Origin of the sequence: Undibacterium sp. Di26W, assembly GCF_049340265.1 — a bacterium.
Taxonomy (GTDB): Bacteria; Pseudomonadota; Gammaproteobacteria; order Burkholderiales; family Burkholderiaceae_D; genus Undibacterium.
The window spans coordinates 240,127-260,099 of the sequence record NZ_JBMPOR010000001.1 but is presented as its reverse complement, the minus strand read 5'-3'; the positions used below and the strand labels follow the sequence as shown (position 1 = coordinate 260,099).

Below are 19,973 nucleotides of genomic sequence, written 5' to 3'. Positions count from 1 at the left end.
TACTCCGGCGCGTGTCATAATTTGCATGTTTGCTCTTTAGTACTCATGAAGGCTTATATCAGGAACCCTGATATTTGACTTATAATATAGCCATTCCAAAACAAATAACAAGAAATATTTGAAATTTTTTTTACTATGAAAAAATCAATGACAACTACGCCATCATCTGATCCCAGGCCCGTTGGTATCGCCTATCTCATAGGAAGAATTGACCACGTGCTGAACCGGCGCCTGCGCGATAGCCTCGCCGTGTTGGGCCTGACGGCGCCGCAATACACAGCCTTGTCGGTATTGAATGCACAAAGTCAATTATCCAATGCGCAGTTGGCGGAACGATCAATGGTGTCACCTCAATCGGCCAATGAAATGGTGAAGACGATGGAAAGCCGGGGATGGATAGAACGCCAACCAGATGCCAGCCATGGTCGTATCATTCAGATCAGCCTGACAGAATCCGGGCAAAGTTTATTAAGAAACTGTGATATCGCTGTAGCAAAGCTGGAAGTGGCAATGCTTGCAGAACTCGGTGTTGATGAATGCAATGCACTACATGGCCAATTGCGGAAGTTATTGCGTTCGCTAGGGTCCATGATGGTAGACCCCGCGCACATGGAAGGAAAATAAATCTCAGGCAAGACTTGTTTGACTACACTGGCCACTCTAAACAGGCGCAGGTCGTGCATTTTCATTTTCCAAGTCAAGAAATTCCTTGATTATAGTATCGCGCCGCTTGCCTGATCAAGCTTGCTCATCCTCGTTCATCAGCTTGTTTCAAATAGTGCCTGAGCCAGGTCAGTGCCGGATCTTTCTCCTTGTAACGATGCCACTGTATCATTTCCACCAGGTCGGGAATCTTGAATGGCAATGGTACTGATTTGAGTGGCAAATATTGAATATATTCGTCAGCCAGCCTTTTTTGCAGGGTGGCAATACGCTTGGTGCCGATCAGGTAGCGCGGCAGGCAATTAAAGTTGAGGGTAAATATTTCAATCCGCCTGTCGATTTTCTTTTGACTCAAAAACACGTCACCGTGCGTCAGGCCGCGCGGCGTTCCTGCTTTCACAACAACATGCCCCATGCTGCAGTATTGCTCGATTGAGAGATTATTTCCAACTTCGGAATTATCGTTTGCTGCAAGACACACATAACTGTCTACAAATAAAATTTCTGCCGGATGGTTGGATGAAATGAGGCTCTTGGGCATGATCAGCAAATCAATTTCACCCCGGTCCAATGCCTCACTATGTGTATCAGTAGGCGGCACCATGTCAAACGTGATTCCTGGTGCTATTTGTTGCATTTTCTGCAGTGCGCCACTCATTAATACCGTCGACGTGTAATCGGACATCATCAAAGTAAAGTTACGTTTTGCGGTGGCGGGATCAAAGTGTGGCCGTATGTCTATGGTCGACTGCACCTGCAACAAAATATCTCCGACCGAACTGGCAATCATGTTGCCCAAAGGGGTAGGGACCATTTTCCTGCCAACCAATACCAGTATTTCATCATCAAAATACTCACGCAGCCTGGCAAGCGCACCGCTGACACTAGATGGACTTAAATGCAATAGCTGGCTGGCGCGGGTGATGCTTTTCTCTTTAAGCAGTACATCCAGGGCCACCAGTAAATTCAGATCCAGTCCCTTGAAGTGCATGTCCGTCCCTTTTTGTTGTCAGCATTCGGTTATACCGAAAGTATAGTTCGAAACAAACGATTTCACAGAAACTTCGCTCTCCTTTACAGTGCATTCAAGAGACAAAGTCGACACAAAAATAAAGATTGTGCCGAACACGTCCATAAAAATGACAGAGAGAGACGAATGAGATTAATCACCTACGCCTATGAAGAGCGCATGGAAATCGGCGCTTTGCTTTCCGGAGATACAGGCCTTGTGCGACTACAAGCGGCCTACGTGGAGCAGCATGGCATGTCCAGTCCGCATTTGGTCACGATGCTCAGCTTCCTGGCTGGGAACACGGTGGCACATGAAGTCGCGCTTTCGGCAATGGAGTATGGAATGAAAAATTCCGGGCCTGACTTGGTGCTGGATCTCAGTACCGTGAAAATTCTTGCGCCAGTACCGACACCGGAATCCATACGCGAATTCATGAATTTTGAACAGCACGTCATCAATGCGACGCGGAAATATGGCATGAAGCCATGGCGCGCGAAACTGGATCTCTGGATAGAGACCACATTTGGTCGTCAACGCACTCTGGCTTACACCAGCAATCAGCCCTGGTATGAGCGACCAGTGTATTACAAGGGAAATCGTTTTTCCGTGGTTGGCAATGATGCCGACATTGTGATTCCTTCGTACACCAAAGTGTTTGATTACGAGCTTGAATTCGGCATTTATTTATGCAAACGCGGACGCGACATTGATGTCGAAACGGCCCGAAGCTATATAGGTGGCTACACGATTTTCAATGATTTTTCGGCGCGTGATATTCAAGGCCGCGAAATGGGTGGGCGTCTGGGGCCGGCAAAAGGTAAGGATTTTGATACCGGCAATTGCATGGGGCCGGTGTTGGTGACCCCGGATGAGATTCCTGATCCTTATGCACTCAGCATGCGGGCCCGCATCAATGGCGAAGAAGTATCGCTCGGCAATAGCAAGGATATGTATTTTACTTTTGAAGAGGTGCTTGCTTACGTGTCGAAAAGCGAAACCTTATATCCCGGAGAATTTTTTGGTTCAGGTACATGTTCAGGACGACAAGGAATGGGATGTGGTCTCGAGCATGGGCGTTTTTTGAAGGCTGGAGATGTCATTGAACTGGAAGTCGAGCACATCGGAATATTGCGCAACAAAATTGTTGCCGGCGTATAAGACAAAGCAAGTGTAATAAGGATTTTCGGTGAGCAGATAAGGCGCAAAGATGCCTTCACCGCATAAATTAATTTAAAACGGAGACAAGTATGAAAACAGTAAAACACCTTGTGTTGCTGATAGCCGTATTCGCAATGCAGTTGTATAGCACAGCCACCATGGCGCAAACGCCAGTCGTGTTTGGCTACACCGGCATTTCTGATTTTGCTGCGGCATTTGTTGCTAAAGACAAGGGCTTCTTCAAAAAAAGGGGTTTGGATGTTGAACTTCAACTGATCACCCTGACGTCCAACATACCCCCAGCATTGCAGTCAGATTCGATACAGGTTGGCGGAATAGCGCCAAGCACCTTACTGCAGGCAGCATCGGGCGGACTGGACCTGGTTACATTCGCAAGCGCATCGCTCAGTGACAGCAGTGCCAAAAATCCCGGATTGCTGGTCAGGGCAGGTACCGACATGAATACGCCAGCAGACTTCATTGGTAAAAAAATTGGCGTTCCCGGGCTGGGTGGTGCCTTGCATGTGTTGATACGAAAATGGTTTTTCTACAAAGGTGTGGACACCAAAAAAATCAATTTCGTTGAAATCCCATTTCCGCAAATGAATGATGTATTAAAAGGTGGAAATGTCGATGCAGTGGTGGTCGCTGATCCTTTCATGAGTCGTATTGAGCAAAGCGGTGTTGGTGTGATTTACGCCAATCTCTCAAAGGACTTGCCGGATGGTTTTTCGGTCGTCGTCTATGCATCCACACGCCAATGGGTGAAGAAAAATCCTGTCGCCCTGAAAGCTATCAATGAAGCCTTGGTAGAAGCAGTGGAGTTTGCCCTGGCCAATCCTCAGGCGACCCGCAGCATCATAGGAAAATACGTGAAGGTACCACCACAAGTTCTGGAGACACTTCCCATCCCCAAGCTGGCTAATAACATTTCTCCCGAACACCTGAAATTTTGGGTGACCGCCATGCGTCAACAAGAAATGTTCAAAGCACCGAACAAAGAAGCATACAAAAATACACCTGATATCGCGTCCATTATTGTCCGCTAAATATCCGTCGAATTGGAGACTTCAGCATGAGTGCATCAGTTCTCGCGTTACGAACCAATATGACGGCAAATTATCCCGCATCCTTCAATATGGAAAATAATGCTAATCAGGACATCATCCGTTTCAACCAGGTTAGCCTGGATATGGGCGGACGGAGGATTATCAACCAGCTCGATTTTTCGATCGCCAAGGGACAATTCGTTTGCGTTGTTGGCCCTTCTGGTTGTGGCAAAACGACCTTGCTGCGCCTGTTGAGTGGATTAATTGCACCAAGTTCAGGGCAGATACTGCGCAGTGACGGCGTAATTGCTGGGCCGAGTACTGGACCAACGACTAGACCAAGTGCCAGACCAATTACAGGGCCATCCAGAGATGTTGCCATAGTATTTCAGGATTATGGCAAAGCCTTGCTGCCCTGGCGCACCGTCACAGGAAACGTTGCACTGGCTCTGGAGGCGATGGGTATCCCAAAGCCCGAGCATTCCGACAGGATCATGCAGCTACTGACAAAGGTGGGCTTATCCAGACACGCAGAGAAATATCCTGCAGAATTGTCAGGCGGCATGCAGCAACGCGTACAAATTGCTCGTTGCCTTGCCCAGGAGCCGGCCATCCTTTTAATGGATGAACCCTTTGGTGCGCTGGACGCCATGACCCGTCAAAATCTGCAGGATGAATTGTCCGATATCGTCGCAGAAACCGGTACGACCGTGTTGTTCATCACACATGACCTGGAAGAGGCGATTTATCTGGGAGATCGTGTTATCGCCTTGCGAGCCAATCCGGGTCATAGTCTGAGCAGTCTGGCGAAATCGATATTGGTGCCGATTCCACGTCCCAGAAATCAACTGACAACACGAGAAGATAGTGAATTCTTGAAGTTGCGTCGTCACTTGTTTGATTTTATTCAGGAGCATCACGAATGAACTTCCAACTTCAGCACGGGTGGGCTCTCCTGCGCGGGTGGGTGGTTCCTCTCTGCGTATTGAGTATCGCCGAAATGGCGATGCGGCAGTCCGGCATACAGAGCGATGCCCTGGCAAAACCAAGTGACATCATTTTCGCTTTAAAGAGCGCGTGGGGTGAAAGAGACTTTTGGAACGCAACCGCACAGACACTCGGTGCTGCCCTGGCTGGTTTGGCATTGGGCGGTGGTATAGGCCTTGCAATCGGATGCTGGTTCGGATTGTCGCCAATTTCTTCGCGTCTGGGTGCTTTGACTGTGCAATTGCTGATGCCCATACCATCCGTGGCGCTTATACCAATCACCATGATGATATTTGGTTTTGGCTACCGCATGGAAATCACTGTCATTGCATTCACTTGCTGCTTTCCTATGTTGATGCTGACAAAAAATGCCGTCGCTCATGTTGAACGGCAACTACTGGATGTCGCAAAGGTGCTGGGTTTATCTATTCGTGAACAGGTGAAGAAAATTATCTTACCTGCTGCATTACCACGCATTTTTATCGCTTTTCGTTTATCAAGCGGAATAGCACTGGTGGTGGCAGTCACGGTTGAAATTGCAGCCAATCCCTATGGTCTTGGTTACGCAATGATGTCGGCGCAACAGAATCTCAGGCCTGAATTGATGTTGGCTTTGCTGATATGGATAGGTGTGATTGGTTGGGCTTTGAATCTTGTTCTTATCCGCTTGCAAGCGCAATTTTTCAGGCCATTCCTGATACGGGAGGGCAGATGAAAACCTTATCAGCACCATCGTTACGGCTGGTGTGCCATGTCGGCAGCATTTTTGTCGCCATTATCTTGCTTGGCCTTTGGGCATTGATCACCGACCAGCAGTGGATATCGTCCGTATTTCTACCTGGACCTGCAGCCACATTTTCTGCATTGCAGGATGCCTGGTCTAACGGTGATTTACCTGCATTGACACGTGGCACCGTGACAAGGATGTTTTACGGGTGGTTACTGGCATCTCTGTTTGGTATTGCGCTTGGTACCCTGATAGGCGTTTCTGCAGGCATGCGTGCATGGTTGCAGCCTTCATTGGAATTCATCCGGCCATTACCTGCCTCTGCCATGGTGCCGGTGGCAATTGCATTGTTTGGCTTGTCACCATTGATGGTTTTGTTCGTCATTACCTTTGGCGCGATATGGCCGGTCTTATTGGGAACCATACATGGCTTCGCCAATATAGAACCAAGACTGGTCGAGGTGGCAAAAGTACTTGGACTGTCACGCTTCGCGTTCATTGTCAAAATTGGTTTGCCGAATGCGCTGGTAGACGCACTGGCAGGCATGCGGGTGTCGCTGACGATTTCATTAATCCTGGCAGTCGTGGGCGAAATGTTGACATCGCAAGACGGTCTGGGTACCGCCATTTTGCTGGCAGCCCGCTCATTCCGTGCCGCAGATTTGTTTGCCGGCGTGCTACTGCTCGGCGGCATTGGGCTGGGAAGCAATCTTCTATTGCATTTGCTTGAACAACGTTTGCTGGTCTGGAAAAAATAGAACGCGAAACACGGATGATGTGGTGGAAAAACTGTGGAAAAACAGCAGAATTATTTTTACGAATGATAGTTTTAGGGAGAACATCTTGAATAGCACTACAGCAGCAACCCGTCACTTTGTGGATATTTCAATTCACCTGGAAAATGATGTCATTTCCGATCCGCCAGGCCTGGGGCCAAAGATCAATTACACCAATCATCAGATGAGTTTTGAACAGATTTCGCCATTTTTTCCTGGTCTCAAGAAAGAAGATTTGCCAGACGGTGAAGCCTGGGCGGTAGAGGACGTGCAGCTCAATACCCATAATGGTACCCATCTGGATGCGCCATATCATTTTCATTCAACCATGAATGAGGGAGAACCTTCCTTATCCATTGATGAAGTTGATCTCAACTGGTGTTTTCAACCGGGCATCAAACTGGATTTTCGTCACTTTGAAGATGGTTACGTAGTGACGGCGCAGGATGTTGAAGATGAATTGAAACGCATAGGACACAGTTTACAGCCTCTGGACATTGTCCTGGTCAATACCGGAGCGGGAGCCCGTTACGGCCAGCCTGATTACGTGCGTTCCGGATGTGGAATGGGTTTTGAAGCGACCATGTATTTGTTGGAGCGTGGCGTGCGCCTGACTGGCACGGATGCATGGAGTTGGGACGCGCCGTTTGCCCATACAGCCAAAAAATTTGCAGAGACCGGTGATGCCAGTCTGATCTGGGAAGGGCATAAGGCAGGGCGGCTCATTGGATACTGCCATCTGGAAAAGTTGGGGAATCTGGCCGCGCTTCCGGCCAGCGGATTCATGGTGTCCTGTTTCCCGGTAAAGATTCGCGGCGCATCTGCCGGCTGGACCCGCGCGGTCGCCATTTTTGACAGCAATTTTCTGCCATCCATCCCGGCCTCAAACTTGGCATCAAGCGGGTAAAAACACCGGTATTTCCTAAACATAAAAAAGAAACAGCTTGGCTTCATTAAATGAAGCCAGGGGCTTCTACGCCAAAAAATATTGTTTTACCTAAGCAGTAATGAAGAAATGTGCAATTGCGCAGTGATTTTACCGATTTACCTACCATAACAAAACGGAGACAAATATGAAAAAAACGACGCTCAGTGTAATGCTTGCAGGACTGATTTCAGGGTCTGTATTTGCACAATCAAGTGTTACAGTAAGTGGTCTGCTGGATGTCAATGCGGGTGTCATGCAATACGCAGGCCAGAAAAGTAACACAGTCTCGAACAGCGGCGGCATGAGCACCTCATACTTGAGCTTTGCAGGCACTGAAGACTTGGGTAATGGATTAAAGGCAGGTTTTGACTTGTCGGCTTTTATCCGCAATGATACAGGGCAGAGTGGACGATTTTCAGGCATACCCAACGTCGCAGACGATGCACTTTTTTCGCGCCGTGCCGTCGTGACCTTGAATGGTGAATTTGGTGAAATACGTATAGGTCGCAATAGTACACCGTACTTTATGTCGATGATTATATTTAATCCCCTGGGAGATTCTTCTGCCTTTTCGCCCATATTTTTGCATACCTATACAGGCGGGCAAAATCCCTTGTTGACTCCACCACTCAATACACCTGACAGTGGCGCTTCAAATGCAGTGCAATACACCACGCCGGATTTATCTGGATTAAAAGGCGCTTTTCAATACAGCTTTGGAGAAGTGGCAGGCAATACCGGAAAAAACCGGATGAGCGCCAATATAAATTATATTCAAGGTCCGTTGGGCTTGAGTGTCGCGTTTGAGCAAACAAAATCACCACTTGCATTCACTACCGAAGATAAACAGACATCCTTGATGCTGGGTGCTTTTTACGATGTTGGCATTGCCAAACTCTATGCGCAATTTTCCCAAACCAAGCAGGAATTTACCACTGTCAATTCTGATCGCAAGTTCAATACCAGTCAGCTAGGTGCCTCAATCCCACTGAGCGCCACTGGAAAATTACTGCTATCGCGGGGACATACATCGATCACACTGCCAGCGACTGGCGTTTCTGCGTATTCACCCACTGCAGTCGCAACAATCCCGGTGGGAACAGCAACGTCAGGGATTAATCCTACCCGCAATACAACATCAATTGTGTATGACCATTTTGTCTCTCGCCGTACAGATGTCTACGCGGTCTTCATGCTTGATCAATATACGGGTCTTGAAAATGGAAAAACAGCCATGCTAGGTATACGTCACCGCTTCTAAAGTCTTTTTGACGGTAAAAAATATGCAGGCAGGCTGGTATTTGATCAGCCTGTCTTTATTATTGACCATAGAAAGTTTTATCCTGGCTCCACTACGCGAAGAATTTTTCCAGCGTAGTTGGGCCAGATCGCATTTTTTCAAATTGGCTTTCAACTGATCGACGAAGAGGCGAGCGTACGAGGAGGAATCAGCGTCACAGCACAACATTTGAGCGCAAAAACACCGTGACCTGATGTTTTTGCGCTCAAGCCTTGCTCTTGCAGTGCTATGGACGCTGCTTTGTTGCTTTACTCCAGAATCAGCAGCCCGTCAGTTCCCGCTACGCCGGCATACATCGCCTCGACCAGCTCTGCGCGCCGTGTCAGTACCACGCGCTGATTGATTGAGCCTTTGTCGGTTTGCTCACCAGCTACCACGGATGGTGCTTCCTCCAGTAACAGCATGCGTTCGATGCGGGATGCCGATCCGGTCGCCTTGCTGTTCAATTGCGCCAACAACTGCTGGAAATGGCGGCGTACAGGCAGGCTGGACAGAATCTTGGTGGCGTCTGCATCTGCTCCCAGCCCGGACAATAGCTGGCATTGATCCAGGCGAGGGAATACCAGCAAGCCTATGCTGTCACGATTGAGACCGGCCACCACCACGTCCTGGATGTAAGGTGCGCCGGTACTGATCACCCGTGCCCGCAATGGACCTACACTGACGAAGGTGCCGCTACTGAGCTTGAAATCCTCGGCGATACGGCCATCGAACATCAATCCCAGTTCAGGTCGTGCCGGATCGACGAAACGTACCGCGTCGCCGCTGCAGTAATAACCTTCTTCGTCGAAGGCAGAGGCGGTGGCTTCCGGCGCACGCCAATAACCCGGCATAACGTGTGGGCCCCGGAAACGTGCCTCGTACTTGCCGTCTACCTGTACTAGCTTGACCTCGCAGGCTGGTGCCGGCAAACCGACATAGCCTGCCATCATCACCGGGCCGGTGGTGAAGGTGCACGACGGCGCTGTTTCCGTCATGCCCAGACCAGCCATGATGCGTATCCGTTGACCACACTGGTTTTCGCTGACCTGTTCAAGCGCATCCCACGCAGCTTGCGACAGGCCGGCACCGGCGAAGAAGAACAGTTCCATTTGCGAAAAGAATTGCTGGCACAATGCCGGGTCGTCCTGCAGTGCGGCGGTAAGTAGCTCCCAGCCCTTGGGTACGTTGAAGAATACCGTCGGTGCGATCTCTTTCAGGTTGCTCACTGTGACAGCGAAATCACGCGCAGTTGGTTTGCCATCGTCAATGTAATAGCTGCCACCGTTATATAGCGCGATGCCGACATTATGACTACCGCCGAAAGTGTGACTCCACGGCAGCCAGTCCAGCAGCACTGGCGGCTTTTCACCGAAACTTGGTAGGCTTTGCAACAGCATTTGCTGGTTGGCACATAGCATACGCTGAGTGGTGATCACGGCCTTGGGTAGCTTGGTGGAGCCAGACGTGAACAGAAATTTGGCGATAGTGTCAGGGCCGCTGGCAGCGTTGGCCGCATCTACGGTGTCTGGCACTGTAGCCAGCAAATCTGCCAGTTGCGTACTGGCGCGCCCGGCATCACCACGGTCGATCACGATCTCCACCTCATTTTTCAATTCATCTGACACGGCCGCTGCCAGTGCAGCCGCACAGGTACTGCCGTCAGTAGCGTAGATCATGCCCGGCGTCAGGTGGCGCACGAAGTGTGACAGTTTGGTATAGTCAGTGGTAATGATGGAGGCGGCAGGCGACACCGGACAGTAGGGTATGCCAGCATACAGCGCCCCCATTGCCATTTGCAAATGCTGCAGATCGTTACCGGACAAAATCATCAGTGGCCGCTCGGCAGACAGGCCACGATCCAGCAGTGCCTGGCCGATGGCGCGCGCCTGCTCCAGCATTTCCCGGTAGCTGATGTGCAGCCATGCGCCATCAGGGCCGCGCTGCGCGACCAGTGTGCGACCCGGATGCTGTTCAGCACCGCGTACCAGACAATCGGTGATGCGGTCCGGATAGGCACCCAGTGTTTCTAGCGAGGCCAGGTGCCAGCGCCCCTGGGCATCAGCATCTATCTGCATCGGCGCGCTACCAACACGCACCGGGCGGTAGCGCGACAAATCCAGCGTGCCAACGGCAGTGGAGGGGAGTTGCGTCATAGCGTCAACTCCATCACACCGGGTAGTGGCGATGACCACTCTGGATGGTGATCCAGCGCAGGTCAGTGAATTCGGCGACGCCGGCCTTGCCACCGAAGCGCCCGTAACCACTGGCCTTGACACCACCGAAGGGCATTTGTGCTTCGTCCGCCACGGTGGAGCTATTGATATGGCAAATGCCTGATTCGATGCGGCGTGCCAGCGCCAGTGCACGCGAGATGTCGCGACTGAAGACCGCTGCCGACAAGCCATACTCGCCGGCGTTGGCTTCAGCCAGCGCTGCCTCGTCGCCATCGACGCGGATGATGGCGACGATGGGGCCGAAGGATTCTTCCTGATAGACCGCCATGGTAGGTGTGATATGGTCGATGATGGCCGGTTGCAGCACATTGCCGTCGGTTTCGGTGCTACCGCAGACCAGCGTGGCGCCCTTGGCGCGGGCGTCATCGATCATGGCGGCTACGCGGCTGGCGGCAGAGCTATCGACCATGCCACCCAATACTGCGCCTTGCTGGCCCGGTTTGCCGGCGCGCAGGCCTGCAGTTTTTGCCTTCAGTTTTTCGACGAACTGGTCCGCCACTTTGCTGTCGACGATGATGCGGTCCGTCGACATGCAAATCTGGCCCTGGTTGAAGAAAGCACCAAACGCTGCCGCCTGTACCGCCTCATCCAGGTCGGCATCGTCCAGCACCAGTAGCGGATTCTTGCCACCCAGTTCCAGTACCACTGGTTTCAAATAGTGCGCTGCTTGCTTTGCAATAATGCGCCCCACCTTGGTTGAACCGGTGAAGTTGACGCGCTTGACGGCCGGATTGGCGATCAGGTGTGCCACGATATTGGCGGCATCCTGCGGCGCATTGCTGATGACGTTGACTACCCCAGCCGGAAAGCCAGCATCCTCGAACACTTTGCCGATCAGGCGGTGCAGGGCAGGGCATATTTCAGATGATTTGAGCACCACTGTGTTGCCGCAAGCCAGCGGGGTGGCAATGGCGCGGGTGCCAAGAATCACCGGTGCATTCCACGGTGCAATACCCAACACCACGCCACAGGCCTGACGCACACCCATTGCCATCAGGCCAGGTACGTCTGATGGAATGATTTCACCAGCGATCTGGGTAGTCATGGAAGCCGCTTCACGCAGCATGCCGGCTGCCAGCATCACGTTGAAACCGTACCATCCCGGTACGCCACCTGCTTCGGCCACACCAGCGGCGATGAATTCAGGTGCACGTGCTTCCAGACAGTCGGCAGCTTTCAGCAGCAGACGGCGGCGTTCGCCCGGTGCCGTGGCGGACCAGGCGGGGAAAGCAGCCTGTGCCGCTGCTACAGCCGCATCGGCATCGGCCAGCGTGGCAGCAGCTGCGACCGAAGCAGTGTCGCCAGTGGCGGGGTTGAGGCGCTGGAAAGTGGCACCTGTGGATGCGGCCTGGTCCAGGCCGCCAATCAACAAACGAGTTTCAATGCGAGTTTCAACGCGGGTTTCAGACATGACGTATCTCCTGTGTTATTGGGCGGTGGGACGCGTCTTATGCGCGCTTGTAAGTTTGCAGACCGGGCTTGATGGTCTTGTCGTCCAGGAACTGTTTGAGACCCTGGGCACGACCTTTTTCCGGGTCGCGGTAATTCGATTGGTCAACCTTGGCGTACAGGTAATCTTCGTTCTGGTCCCAATTCAACTCACGGCAACGTTTGAAGCCGTTCTTGGCGATGCGCAATACCACTGGTGCCTTGGCCAACAGCTTGTCGGCCAGCTCCAGCACGGCGGTGCGCAATTCGGCACGTGGCACGCTCTTGTTCACCAAACCCATTTCAGCCGCCTGCTGGCCGGTGAAAGTATCGCCAGTCATGATGTAGTGTAGTGCAGCGCGGTGGCCCATGGTGTCTGCCACGGCCTTGCTGACCAGATTGCCGGGCGGGATACCCCAGTTGATTTCGGACAAGCCGAACACCGCTTCATCGGCAGCAATAGCCAGATCACAGGCCACCAATGGCGAAAACGCGCCGCCAAAGCACCAGCCGTTGACCATGGCGATAGTTGGCTTACTGTACATGCGCAACAGTTTCCATTGCCATTGCGAGCAATCACGGCGCATGCGCTCCTGCATGATTTCGGGCTGGCCATCAGTTTCGCGGAAGTACTCTTTCAAGTCCATGCCTGCGGTCCAGCTGTCGCCAGCACCGGTCAACACCAATACCTGCGCTTCAGCATCCAGCTCCAGGGTTTCAAGCACGTCAATCATTTCACGATTCAGCGTCGGGCTCATGGCATTACGCTTTTCTGGCCGGTTCAACGTCACCCAGGCGATGCCGCCGGTAACTTCAACTTTTACTGTACTCCAACGGTTGTCATATTGGCTCATCTTGTTCTCACTTTATGCTCGGTTGATGTTAGGTTAATATCAGGTTACCTGATATGTAGCTTATAATATATTCTGCCTGGGCTGTAATGCAAGCTTTTTTTGCGCTATTTTTTGGACTTCTGAATTACTCTAAAAAAGACACCGTCCATCGCACATGACAGCTTGGTTGCTGCACATCATCATGGCCAATAGCTGGGACGCAAATCGTCGATACTGCCAGCGTAACCGTGCGTCTGGGCAAAGGCGGTCAGCGCATGCGGTGCTTCTTGTCCGCCGAAAATTGACCACAGGAACATGCGGCCATACAGTTCGGCGCGTTCGCGCGGATCGTGCTGCAGTGCCGGGTCTTGCGCCAGCGTTGTCTTGAGTTTGGCCATGCTGGCATCGTGCGTCACCATGCGGGTGCCGCCATCGGCACTGGTGTCAAACACCATCAGGCGCGCTTGACTGACTTCAGTGCTCCAGCGCATCCATTCCGGCAAGGACAGGGCTGGGCCGCAGCCCGGCTGACCGTGACGGGCGAAATGGGTCCAGTAACCCGCCATGGCACCTGATACTTCTTTGCGCCCCGGCAAATTGGCCACCGTGAATGAGCGAAATGGATCAAATTCACCATCCAGGTCGCGGAACACGAAGGCCACATCCAGTACATGGGCGGCACCCAGCAACAGCCGTGGCTGGATTAACGGCACAGCCGGCTGTTCATCCCAATCGAAGCGGTAGACCCAGACGTCGTGATGACCGGAAGCCACCATCGCGCTGGCTGGCTCCAGTGCACTTGAGACCTGCCACAATGAAGACATGTAGGCTGCGTGGCGCAAGTAGCGGCTACGGTCGCGCATCAGCGGAATGCTGCCGAACAACATGCGCACGTAGGCAGGATTATTGGACATGAACAGCCTGTATTCATCGCGGTTGGTGCCGATGATGACCGGTACTGCATTGTAAAGACTGCGGTCTGCAAATACCTGTAGCAGCGGCATCGCTGGCAGCACATGGCCATCCTGTAACACGCAGGGCGCATCATAGAAACTCAGTGCGCCCGGCGTGATAGGTGCCAGCAGCGCCTCGGGTGTCAGGCCGCGTACAAAGCTGGCTATGTCGGCGGGTGGCATGGATGCGATCAATGCCTGCGCTGCGGAGCGGTCGGCGGCGCGGCCATCGCGCTGCAACCAGTGGCATAGCAGTTCGCGCGAGCTAACAGCATGACCAGGCTGTGGGTTGTCCGCGTAGTTGCGTGCCTGCGCCATGGTATAGCTAGCCATCAGCGGCGACTGCAGGATGGCACGATGAAACAGGCCCTTGGCCAGCGGGCTGGCCAGCAGCGTATAGGTATTCAGGCCACCCGCTGATTCGCCAAACACGGTGACATTTTCCGGATCACCGCCAAAACTGGCGATGTGTTGCCGCACCCACTGCAGCGCAGCGATCAGGTCCAGTGTGCCGAAATTGCCGGAACGGTCGGCTGCAGTATCATCATCTTGCTCCAACTCTTCCAGGCCGAACCAGCCAAGAATGCCGAGACGATAATTGGCCGAAACCATGATCACGCTATCCTGTCCCGCCAGGTTGCGCAAAGTAGTGTAGGTGGCGGACGTACCTGCAGTGTTGGCACCGCCGTGTATCCAGAACATCACCGGCAAACTGCTCGCCTGCACGTCTTCTGGCGGCATCTGGGGTGCGTAGATATTCAGTGTCAGGCAGTCTTCTGAGCCTGCCAGCTTGCCCCATTGCTCGGGCGGTAGTTCCAGCGTAATGCCACCCAGTTGAACGGATGGCTGACCGCTGGCCAGCGCTGCACGCACGCCATGCCACGGCTGCGGTGGGCGTGGCGCTTTCCAGCGCAAGGCACCGGTTGGTGGTTGTGCATACGGAAGGCCAAGCCAGGCGTGTGTGTTGTGTTTGTCGGTAGATCCGACAACGGTGCCGAGCGCGGTATGGCGTAATGACGCAGGGTCGGTGGTTTTCTGTGCTGGTAGCGGCGTGTTGCGGCTGCGCCTTGAAAACAGGATCGCAGTGACGGCGGTAACGGCGATGACAGTCAAGATGTAGAACATGTTGCCTCCTTGTTTTATTATAAATATTGTAATGCGTGACTATCCGGGTATTGTTCCTGGCAGTTCAGCGGCTTAGCTTGCCGTCGCGTGTAATCACGGTCATTTCGGTATACTTCGAACCACTGTGATTATCGCGTCTGAAACGAAGCCGGTAGCCGCCCAGGTCATAATCAGCTTCCAATGCACTGAGCAACTTTTCCCGTGTGAAGTTTCTACCGGCTTTTTGCATCGCCTCTACCGCCAGTTTGGCTGCCATGAAACCCTGCAAGCCGTACACTGAAATTGGCTGGGCAGAGTGCTGCTTCGCCAGCATCTGGTACTGTCTGAGCAGTGGCAGATCGCTGCCCCACGGAAACGGAACAACCTGGGAAATGGCGATTCCACGCGCCTCCGGACCCAACTCCTTGAACAGTGCGCCGACATCCATATACGATGCTGCAATAAATTGTGGAAACAGACCGGCCTTGTGCATCTGCCTGATGAATTCCGCCGCCGATAGGGGTGAGCAAATCATGAGTACTGCTTGCGGCTTTCCTTCAGCGATGGTCTTGACTGCCTGTGCCACGTCGCGCGAATTAGTCGCTACCACCCCAACCGAATTCTTTCTGAGCGAGAGCTTCAGCATCACCGCTTCAGCATCCTTCAAGCCGGTTTGGCCGAAGCGGTCATTTTGGTGCAGCACGGCGACCTCGATCAAGGTTTGGAAATCGAGTTGATTGAGGATGGCTTCCGTTTCTTCCTTATAACTCGCAAACAGGTTAAACACATGGCGGTTGAACGGTTCATGCAGGGATTCAGCACCACTGGTGGGACCGATCAGGGGCGCGCCAGCAACTGCCAGCAGCGGCAGTACTGCTTCAGCCGCTGCCGTACCATGGTAGCCGAGCAGGGCCAGTACTCTGGATTCATCCAGGAGTTTTTTGGTGTTTGCTACGGTACGTGCCACATCATCCCCATCATCGAGTGTCACCAACTGTATCCTGCGACCAAAGATTCCACCGTTCTGGTTGACGTATTGAAGATAGGATTCCACGCCACCCTTGAGCGCCAGACCATTGCTGGCTTGCGGCCCACTCAGCGGCAGCGACATGCCGAGATTCACGGTGCCATCATTGGCAACAGTTTCAGCATGGGCGCCGCTGGCAAGGTTCACAAGGCTAACCAATAGCCCAAATGCGAAGAGCCGTTTCAGCACGTTCACAGCACGTTCTCGCGCAAGCGGACATGGTCTGGCGTAGCCTCAGGTGCTGGCAGCCGGTCTTGCTGTTTTTGCTGCGCCTGTTGTGCTTGTTGCGCCGTCTGTGGCATCAGAAAATGCGCCAGTGCCGGCACCAATACCAGCGCCCCCACCATATTCCACAAGAACATGAAAGCCAGCAATATGCCCATGTCAGCCTGGAATTTGATTGACGAAAACAGCCACGTAGCCACCGCCACCGCCAGCGTCACGCCGGTCAGTATCACTACTCGTCCGGTAAATTGCAACGCATGCATGTAAGCTTCGGACAAGTTGGCACCAGCACGCATACGGCTTAACATCACGCTCAACACATACAGCGCATAATCGACGCCAATGCCCACCCCGAGTGCGATGACCGGCAGGGTCGCGACTTTCACACCCATGCCCAGTATCACCATCAATACTTCACACAGGATCGAGGTCAGCACCAGCGGCAAGATCGCCACCACCACCGCACGCCAGTTGCGGAAAGTGGCATAGCACAGCAGGATCACTGCGCCATACACCCAGAACAGCATGTCATGCATGGCCTGCTTGACGACGATGTTGGTAGCAGCTTCGATGCCAGCGCTGCCAGCGGCCAGCTGGAACTGCACCTCTGGCGTGTTATGCGCTGCGGCAAAGGCCTCAACTGCATCCACTACACGTGTCAGTGTGGCGGCCTTGTGATCCTTCAGGTAGACATACAGTGACAACAAAGAGCAACTCTGGTTAAACAGCTCACGTGGTGCGCGCGTCTGTACTGCACCTAGTGCACCGGCATTCGGTATCAGGTCGTACCATTTGAAATTACCTTCGTTGTAGCCGATGGTGGCCAGCTTGCTGAGTGCTGCCATCGAGTTGCTTGAGTCAACACCTGGAAGTTGTTCCAGTTGCCAGGCCAGCGCGTCCACACTGGCCAGCGTGCCGTATTGCGTGCACTGGTCGGGCGGCGTCTTGATCATGACCACCAGGATGTCTGAACTGGCCGCATAATTGGTGACCATGAAGCCGTTGTCACGATTGTAGCGCGAGTCGGCACGCAGTTCGGGCGCGCCAGGATCAAGGTCACCTACCTTCAGGTTCAGGCTGTAGAGATAGCCCAGGCCACCCAGCAACAGACTGGCAACGACCGTGACTGTAGCCCAGCGGCGCTGGGTGAAACGGTCAAGGAAAGTCCACAACCGTGGTTGAGTGGTGTTGTCGGCCTGCAGGCTGCGCACGGCTGCCCTGGCACTGACACCTGTATAGGATAGCAATACTGGCAGCAGCACCAGGTTGGTGAAGATCAGCACTGCCACGCCGATACTGGCAATAATGGCCAGGTCCTGAATCACCTTGATGCGGATACTGACCAACACGGCGAAGCCGACGGCATCGCACAGCAGCGCCGTCAGGCCTGCGGCGAACAGGCGACGGAAGGTGTAACGCGCAGCCACCACGCGGTGCGTGCCACGGCCAACGTCCTGCATGATACCGTTCATCTTCTGCGCACCGTGGCTCATGCCAATGGCGAATACCAGGAAAGGCACCAGGATGGAGTAGGGGTCAAGTTCGTAATGCAGTGTGGCCAGCAAACCGCACTGCCACAACACGGCCACCAGCGAGCACACCACCACCAGTGTGGTGCTGCGCCAGCAGCGGGTGTACCAGAACAACACACCACCGGCGATGGCGATGGCCAGCACGAAGAACAGCAGCACCTGCTGCAGGCCCTCGATCAGATCGCCTACAATCTTGGCGAAACCAGTGATATGAATGCGTACGCCTTCCTTCTCGTACTTGGTGCGGATCTGCTCCAGACGTTCAGACAGCGCGCCATAATCGAGCGACTGACCGGTCTGCGGATTCAGTTCCATCAGCGGTACGAAGACGATGCTGGACTTGAAATCGGCCGCCACCAACTGGCCGATCTCGCCGGAGCGTGCGACATTGGCACGCAACTGCGCCAGACTGGCGGGCGTACCATCGTAACCATCCGGGATCACGGTGCCGCCGTCCAGGCCATCCTCGGTGACCGAAGCCCAGCGCGTGCCAGGCGTCCACAAGGATTTCATGAACGGACGGTCCACGCCCGGCAACAGGAACAGTTCATCGTTCAGGCGTTGCAGGGTATCGAGATAGGCGCGGTCATAGATCGTTCCATCCTTCGCTTCGACTGCAATCCGCACCGAATTGCCCAGGCCATTCAGGTCGGACTTGTTGGCCAGGTAGTTAAGCACATAGGGATGGGCGCTGGGAATCATCTTTTCAAAACTGGCATTGAGCTTGATGCGCGTCGCCTGGTAACCCAGCACGATAGTCGCCAGCAAGCATAGCAATATCACCAGCGGCCGGTAGTTGAACAGCGCACGCTCGCCCAGATTGCCGGAGCTGGTATCGAAATCCTGCAGTCGCCGTACCACAGGCTGTTGTTCCAAATCTTGGTCTGTATTCATGATGCTCCAACGGTATTCATATGAGAAAAGGGGCGCGGCTATTGCTGCCGTACCGATGATGTCGCCATCGCTACGCGGCGCAGGCCGCGCAGGCCAGCCACCACCAGTGCACCATCATTGGCTTGTGCTACTGCCGCCAGCGGCAAAGCCGGAGGCAAGCTGCCACCGGTTTGTGCAACGAAGCTGCGACCCTGGTCACGGCTGAGCAGCACATCGCCGCCCTGGCTGACCAGTACCAGCGTGCCGTCGGCCAATTCGGCACCACCGGCCAGCGAGGCCTGGATACCGGTATCGACCTTGTTCCAACTGATGCCCTGGTCGCCAGACCACCAGGCATTGCCGCGCAAGCCATAGGCCAGTAGCGCACCGCTGCGAGTAGCGAGCAGGCCGAAATAGCTACCCTTGTAAGGTGTGGCAAGCGTGACGAAGCTGGCACCCTGGTCGGTAGACCGTAGTAACAGTCCCTGCTCGCCAGCCAGATACAGTGCGCCACCGGTACCTTGCATGCCATACAGGTGCAAGCCCTTGGGATTGGCGACACGGCTTTGCCAAGGCTGCCACGTCGCGCCGCCATCCGTAGTCCTGAGCATCAGGTTATACGCACCCAACACGTAGCCACTGCTGGCGCTGTCGAAGTACAGATCGAGAAAGGGCTTGTCCGGGCCATCGTCCACCAGATGCTGGGCATCGGCTTGTGCCCGCTGCTGTTCCGGACCCGTCATCGCAGCGGCGGCGCGCACCGCCAGCGCCGCCACGTGGATACCATCCAACTGTTTGCTCCAGGTGACACCGCCGTCAGCACTGTGCAGCACCACGCCCTGATGACCGACTGCCCAGCCCTGTTTGTCGTCGACAAACTTCAACGCCGTCAGGCTGACACTGACCGGCACCCTGGCTTGCAACCAGTTCCGGCCAGCATCGTCCGAGTACAAGATGGTGCCGCGTTCACCAGCAGCCACCAGTCGCTTGCCCGCGCTGGCCACAGCCAGCATGGCTGCCCCCAGGGCCTTGGGGGTGAGCAGGGCAGGCTGACTCAGCGCGACCGGTACTGCGGCGGCAGTGACGCCCTCCGCCACAGCGGTCGTCGCCAGTACCAGGGTGGCACAAGCGCCGAACATCACAGACAGTGCGCCGGGATTCAATCTGGCCATCGTTCGCTCC

16 protein-coding genes are annotated in these 19,973 nt (G+C 53.9%); 8 read left to right on the top strand and 8 right to left on the bottom strand.

Going from position 1 to position 19,973, the window contains the following annotated elements:
* The first annotated feature begins 135 nt into the window (after positions 1-135).
* The gene (locus ACO0LM_RS01095) at positions 136-624 is read left to right on the top strand and encodes a MarR family winged helix-turn-helix transcriptional regulator (RefSeq protein ID WP_423033495.1); all 489 of its coding nucleotides are present in this window, start codon (positions 136-138) and stop codon (positions 622-624) included.
* A gap of 124 nt (positions 625-748) precedes the next feature.
* Here ACO0LM_RS01095 and ACO0LM_RS01090 read toward each other — a convergent pair whose 3' ends face one another.
* Entirely contained in the window at positions 749-1,654 is a 906-nt protein-coding gene (locus ACO0LM_RS01090; RefSeq protein ID WP_423033493.1) for a LysR family transcriptional regulator, read from the bottom strand.
* A gap of 165 nt (positions 1,655-1,819) precedes the next feature.
* Between ACO0LM_RS01090 and ACO0LM_RS01085 the strand changes: the two genes are divergently transcribed.
* The 7 genes from ACO0LM_RS01085 (at position 1,820) to ACO0LM_RS01055 (ending at position 8,561) form a co-directional block, all read left to right on the top strand.
* On the top strand, positions 1,820-2,833 hold the full coding sequence (locus tag ACO0LM_RS01085; protein WP_423033491.1) for a fumarylacetoacetate hydrolase family protein: 1,014 nt from the start codon (positions 1,820-1,822) through the stop codon (positions 2,831-2,833).
* An 89-nt stretch (positions 2,834-2,922) separates the two neighbouring features.
* The gene (locus ACO0LM_RS01080; protein WP_423033489.1) at positions 2,923-3,882 is read left to right on the top strand and encodes an ABC transporter substrate-binding protein; all 960 of its coding nucleotides are present in this window, start codon (positions 2,923-2,925) and stop codon (positions 3,880-3,882) included.
* 89 nt (positions 3,883-3,971) lie between these two features.
* Complete coding sequence (locus ACO0LM_RS01075) at positions 3,972-4,808, top strand: ABC transporter ATP-binding protein (protein ID WP_423033977.1); 837 nt, start codon at positions 3,972-3,974, stop codon at positions 4,806-4,808.
* A complete protein-coding gene (locus tag ACO0LM_RS01070; protein WP_423033487.1) occupies positions 4,805-5,584 on the top strand; it encodes an ABC transporter permease in 780 nt (259 codons plus the stop codon). Before ACO0LM_RS01075 ends, ACO0LM_RS01070 begins: the two co-directional genes overlap by 4 nt.
* Positions 5,581-6,354 carry an ABC transporter permease gene (locus tag ACO0LM_RS01065; protein ID WP_423033485.1) on the top strand — a complete coding sequence of 258 codons (774 nt, stop codon included), beginning with the start codon at positions 5,581-5,583 and terminating at the stop codon, positions 6,352-6,354. Before ACO0LM_RS01070 ends, ACO0LM_RS01065 begins: the two co-directional genes overlap by 4 nt.
* An 85-nt stretch (positions 6,355-6,439) precedes the next feature.
* Positions 6,440-7,279, top strand: coding sequence for a cyclase family protein (locus ACO0LM_RS01060; protein ID WP_423033483.1), 840 nt, complete (start codon positions 6,440-6,442; stop codon positions 7,277-7,279).
* A gap of 166 nt (positions 7,280-7,445) precedes the next feature.
* The gene (locus ACO0LM_RS01055) at positions 7,446-8,561 is read left to right on the top strand and encodes a porin (RefSeq protein ID WP_423033481.1); all 1,116 of its coding nucleotides are present in this window, start codon (positions 7,446-7,448) and stop codon (positions 8,559-8,561) included.
* Positions 8,562-8,848: 287 nt separating this feature from the next.
* On the opposite strand, the gene ACO0LM_RS01050 is transcribed toward ACO0LM_RS01055, so the two are convergent.
* The 7 genes from ACO0LM_RS01050 to ACO0LM_RS01020 all read right to left on the bottom strand — a co-directional run bounded on the left by ACO0LM_RS01050 (position 8,849) and on the right by ACO0LM_RS01020 (position 19,963).
* Entirely contained in the window at positions 8,849-10,735 is a 1,887-nt protein-coding gene (locus ACO0LM_RS01050; RefSeq protein WP_423033479.1) for a feruloyl-CoA synthase, read from the bottom strand.
* A gap of 13 nt (positions 10,736-10,748) precedes the next feature.
* Entirely contained in the window at positions 10,749-12,227 is a 1,479-nt protein-coding gene (locus ACO0LM_RS01045) for an aldehyde dehydrogenase (RefSeq protein WP_423033477.1), read from the bottom strand.
* 37 nt (positions 12,228-12,264) lie between these two features.
* Entirely contained in the window at positions 12,265-13,098 is an 834-nt protein-coding gene (locus tag ACO0LM_RS01040) for a p-hydroxycinnamoyl CoA hydratase/lyase (RefSeq protein WP_423033475.1), read from the bottom strand.
* Positions 13,099-13,277: 179 nt separating this feature from the next.
* Positions 13,278-15,155 carry a carboxylesterase/lipase family protein gene (locus ACO0LM_RS01035; RefSeq protein ID WP_423033473.1) on the bottom strand — a complete coding sequence of 626 codons (1,878 nt, stop codon included), beginning with the start codon at positions 15,153-15,155 and terminating at the stop codon, positions 13,278-13,280.
* 64 nt (positions 15,156-15,219) lie between these two features.
* Complete coding sequence (locus ACO0LM_RS01030; protein WP_423033471.1) at positions 15,220-16,308, bottom strand: ABC transporter substrate-binding protein; 1,089 nt, start codon at positions 16,306-16,308, stop codon at positions 15,220-15,222.
* A gap of 44 nt (positions 16,309-16,352) precedes the next feature.
* Positions 16,353-18,812 carry an efflux RND transporter permease subunit gene (locus tag ACO0LM_RS01025; protein ID WP_423033469.1) on the bottom strand — a complete coding sequence of 820 codons (2,460 nt, stop codon included), beginning with the start codon at positions 18,810-18,812 and terminating at the stop codon, positions 16,353-16,355.
* Between the two features lie 38 nt (positions 18,813-18,850).
* The gene (locus ACO0LM_RS01020; protein ID WP_423033467.1) at positions 18,851-19,963 is read right to left on the bottom strand and encodes a WD40/YVTN/BNR-like repeat-containing protein; all 1,113 of its coding nucleotides are present in this window, start codon (positions 19,961-19,963) and stop codon (positions 18,851-18,853) included.
* Positions 19,964-19,973 lie beyond the last annotated feature (10 nt).

Excerpts from the sequence above, each read along its gene's own strand:
- ACO0LM_RS01055 (WP_423033481.1), top strand. The coding sequence starts at position 7,446 with ATGAAAAAAACGACGCTCAGTGTAATGCTTGCAGGACTGATTTCAGGG.
- ACO0LM_RS01095 (WP_423033495.1), top strand. The coding sequence starts at position 136 with ATGAAAAAATCAATGACAACTACGCCATCATCTGATCCCAGGCCCGTT.
- ACO0LM_RS01050 (WP_423033479.1), bottom strand. The coding sequence starts at position 10,735 with ATGACGCAACTCCCCTCCACTGCCGTTGGCACGCTGGATTTGTCGCGC.
- ACO0LM_RS01070 (WP_423033487.1), top strand. The coding sequence starts at position 4,805 with ATGAACTTCCAACTTCAGCACGGGTGGGCTCTCCTGCGCGGGTGGGTG.
- ACO0LM_RS01020 (WP_423033467.1), bottom strand. The coding sequence starts at position 19,963 with ATGGCCAGATTGAATCCCGGCGCACTGTCTGTGATGTTCGGCGCTTGT.
- ACO0LM_RS01025 (WP_423033469.1), bottom strand. The coding sequence starts at position 18,812 with ATGAATACAGACCAAGATTTGGAACAACAGCCTGTGGTACGGCGACTG.
- ACO0LM_RS01045 (WP_423033477.1), bottom strand. The coding sequence starts at position 12,227 with ATGTCTGAAACCCGCGTTGAAACTCGCATTGAAACTCGTTTGTTGATT.
- ACO0LM_RS01075 (WP_423033977.1), top strand. The coding sequence starts at position 3,972 with ATGGAAAATAATGCTAATCAGGACATCATCCGTTTCAACCAGGTTAGC.
- ACO0LM_RS01080 (WP_423033489.1), top strand. The coding sequence starts at position 2,923 with ATGAAAACAGTAAAACACCTTGTGTTGCTGATAGCCGTATTCGCAATG.
- ACO0LM_RS01035 (WP_423033473.1), bottom strand. The coding sequence starts at position 15,155 with ATGTTCTACATCTTGACTGTCATCGCCGTTACCGCCGTCACTGCGATC.
- ACO0LM_RS01040 (WP_423033475.1), bottom strand. The coding sequence starts at position 13,098 with ATGAGCCAATATGACAACCGTTGGAGTACAGTAAAAGTTGAAGTTACC.
- ACO0LM_RS01090 (WP_423033493.1), bottom strand. The coding sequence starts at position 1,654 with ATGCACTTCAAGGGACTGGATCTGAATTTACTGGTGGCCCTGGATGTA.
- ACO0LM_RS01085 (WP_423033491.1), top strand. The coding sequence starts at position 1,820 with ATGAGATTAATCACCTACGCCTATGAAGAGCGCATGGAAATCGGCGCT.
- ACO0LM_RS01065 (WP_423033485.1), top strand. The coding sequence starts at position 5,581 with ATGAAAACCTTATCAGCACCATCGTTACGGCTGGTGTGCCATGTCGGC.